Origin of the sequence: Kitasatospora sp. NPDC057518 (assembly GCF_042802075.1) — a bacterium.
Classification (GTDB): Bacteria; Actinomycetota; Actinomycetes; order Streptomycetales; family Streptomycetaceae; genus Kitasatospora.
The window spans coordinates 1-2,428 of sequence record NZ_JBHVEU010000715.1 but is presented as its reverse complement, the minus strand read 5'-3'; the positions used below and the strand labels follow the sequence as shown (position 1 = coordinate 2,428).

3 protein-coding genes are annotated in these 2,428 nt (G+C 72.2%); all 3 read right to left on the bottom strand.

All coding sequences use genetic code 11. The features are described 5' to 3' along the window. Nucleotides 1-23 precede the first annotated feature (23 nt). On the bottom strand, nucleotides 24-644 hold the full coding sequence (locus ACFU7Z_RS38700) for a vitamin K epoxide reductase family protein (protein WP_074005192.1): 621 nt from the start codon (nucleotides 642-644) through the stop codon (nucleotides 24-26). Then, nucleotides 641-1,432: a DsbA family protein gene (locus tag ACFU7Z_RS38695; protein ID WP_380782837.1), complete on the bottom strand. Its 792-nt coding sequence runs from the start codon at nucleotides 1,430-1,432 to the stop codon at nucleotides 641-643. Before ACFU7Z_RS38695 ends, ACFU7Z_RS38700 begins: the two co-directional genes overlap by 4 nt. Nucleotides 1,433-1,534: 102 nt before the next feature. Beyond that, nucleotides 1,535-2,194, bottom strand: coding sequence for a hypothetical protein (locus ACFU7Z_RS38690; RefSeq protein ID WP_380782835.1), 660 nt, complete (start codon nucleotides 2,192-2,194; stop codon nucleotides 1,535-1,537). Nucleotides 2,195-2,428 lie beyond the last annotated feature (234 nt).

The following is a 2,428-nucleotide window of genomic DNA, read 5'->3' as shown; positions in this document are numbered from 1 at the left end:
CAGGGCGGGGGCGGCGGACGGGGTCAGAGCAGGGTGCTCCAGTAGTACCAGAACCGGTTGAGCACCAGCAGCGCGATCACCGCGTACCACAGCGCCGGGACGACCCAGTGGTAGCGGGCCGCCTCCCGGACGGCCACCCGCAGCCGCGGGCCCACCGGGATCACGCCCGAGCGCAGGTTGTGCAGCGTGGTGTACCAGAACAGCGGGATCACCGCGGCCCACACCACCATGCAGTACGGGCAGAGCGCGCCGATCCGGTACAGCGCCTGGTACATCAGCCAGGTCACGAAGCCGATGCCGAACACCGTCCCGGCCTGCAGGCCGAGCCAGAACCAGCGCCGGAACGCCGCCCCGGACAGCAGCCCGGCACCGACCGCGATCACCACCCCGAAGGCGACCAGCCCGATCAGCGAGTTGGGGAAGCCGAAGGCCTCCGCCTGGTCGCTGCGCATGATCGAACCGCAGCTGATGATCGGGTTGATGTTGCAGCTGGGGACGTAGGACGGGTCCTCCAGCAGCCGGATCTTGTCCAGGGTGAGGACCGTCGAGGCGAACAGGCCGACGGCGCCGCCGATCAGCAGCAGCCAGGCGAACGGGCGGCTCGCGCCGTACCCGGGCCGCCCGGCGGGGGCGCCGGCCGTCACCCGGTCACCTGCTTGACCATCGCGGTGAACTGCTCGGGGGAGACGGCCTTGCCGTTGTTCAGGACGTCCAGCTTCTTGCCGTCCAGCTTGACGGTCGGGGTGCCGGTGACGTCGCTCTTGTTGAACTCCTCGTTCACCTTGGCCGCCCACGGCGCGTACGTGCCGTCCTGGACGGCCTTGACGAAGCCGTCGGTCTTCAGCCCGGGCACCTGGCCGGCCAGGTCCAGGATGTGGTTGACGTCGCCGAAGGCGTCGCTGCGCTCGTCCGGCTGGTTGGCGTACAGCACGTCGTGGAACGCCTTGAACTTGTCCACGCCCTCGTTCAGCGCGGCGCCGGCCGCGGCCAGCGCGGTGCGCGAACCCTTGCCGCCCAGGTTGTTGTCCAGGAACGTCGCCAGGTGGTACTCGACCTTGTACGTGCCGTCGTCGGCGAGCTGCTGGATCGCCTTGCCGGTGGTGGTCTCCAGCTGCTCGCAGAACGGGCAGCGGAAGTCCTCGTAGACGTCCAGGGTGTGCGGGGCGTCGGCCTTGCCGTAGGTGATCACGGTGCCGTTGGTACCGCTCGCGTTGGCCGGCACGACCAGCGGGCCGTTCGCGGCGTTCGAACCGGAGCCGGAGGAGCCGCCGACGGCGAAGGCCACACCCGCCACCAGGGCGAGCACGGCGGCGGAGGCACCGCCGACCACCACCCGGCGGCGGATCCGGTCGGAGCGCTCGGCCTGGGCGCGGGCGACGCGCATGCGGTCGGTGGCGGAGGCCTTCTTGTCGGTATTGCGGGTGTTGCTCATGGGGTGTCGTCCTGTGCTCTCGGGCGTACGGGTCGGCGCGGCCGGTCGGGGCCAGCGCGGGAGGAGAGAACAGCCGACTGAGCGGGCGGGGAAGCCCGTGGCTCAGACGGCCAGGGCGAACACCGGCGGACCGCGCCGGACGGCCGGACGGACGACGACGTCCTCGGCGGGGACCAGCACGCGGCTGGCCCGGGGGAACGGCACCCGGGACGGCGGACGGGCCGGCAGCGGCGCGACCAGCAGCCGCAGCCAGCGGGCGGCGGCCGGCAGGTGGCGGTGCAGGAACTCGCCCAGCATCCGGACGGCCCCGGCCAGGCAGCAGAGCGCGGCGTCCGCGCGGCTCAGCCAGAAGGCGCCGGCCAGCGCGATCACCATGTGCAGCAGGAGGAGCAGCAGCAGGCCGGTCTGGGCGGAGACGCCGTGGCCGAGCAGGAAACCGCCGAGCGAGCCGCCGCCGCAGAGCAGCGGCTGGAGGCCGTGTCCGGTGCCTGGCGGCAGCGAGGGACAGGTGCTCTGGGCGAGGTCGAAGAGGGCGCCGGTGGCCAGCTCCAGCGGCAGGAACACCGCCGCGACCGCCGGGAAGCCGCGTTCGCGGCCGGCCAGGGCGAAGGCCGCGGCGAAGACGGCGGCCGAGGCGAGCAGCATCGGGCCGACGGGGAGGGTGCGGCCGGTGACCAGGACCTGGCCGAGCCCGGCGAGCAGCACGACCAGCGCGGCGAAGACCGCTGCGCGGAGCGTTCTGGTGACCGGGCTGGTGTTCATGGCATCCGAGTGTGCCACAGGTTGAATGTGGAACGGTCTGCTGGGAGGGGGGCTGTGAAGAGGGTCACCACCTGGGCTGAGCTGGGCTTATGCGGTGCTTACGGGGGTTGGGGTGGGGGTGTGGGCTCTCGGGAGGGTGGGGGGCCGGGGGTGGCTCCGGGGGTGGCCGCTCCGGGGGCTGGATGATTTTCAGACTGCCAACCCTGGAGGTGGGGCGTTCAGACCCTGTCTCTT

Bases quoted from the DNA above. Each gene is read 5' to 3' on its own strand.
- ACFU7Z_RS38690 (WP_380782835.1), bottom strand. From the start codon at position 2,194: ATGAACACCAGCCCGGTCACCAGAACGCTCCGCGCAGCGGTCTTCGCC.
- ACFU7Z_RS38695 (WP_380782837.1), bottom strand. From the start codon at position 1,432: ATGAGCAACACCCGCAATACCGACAAGAAGGCCTCCGCCACCGACCGC.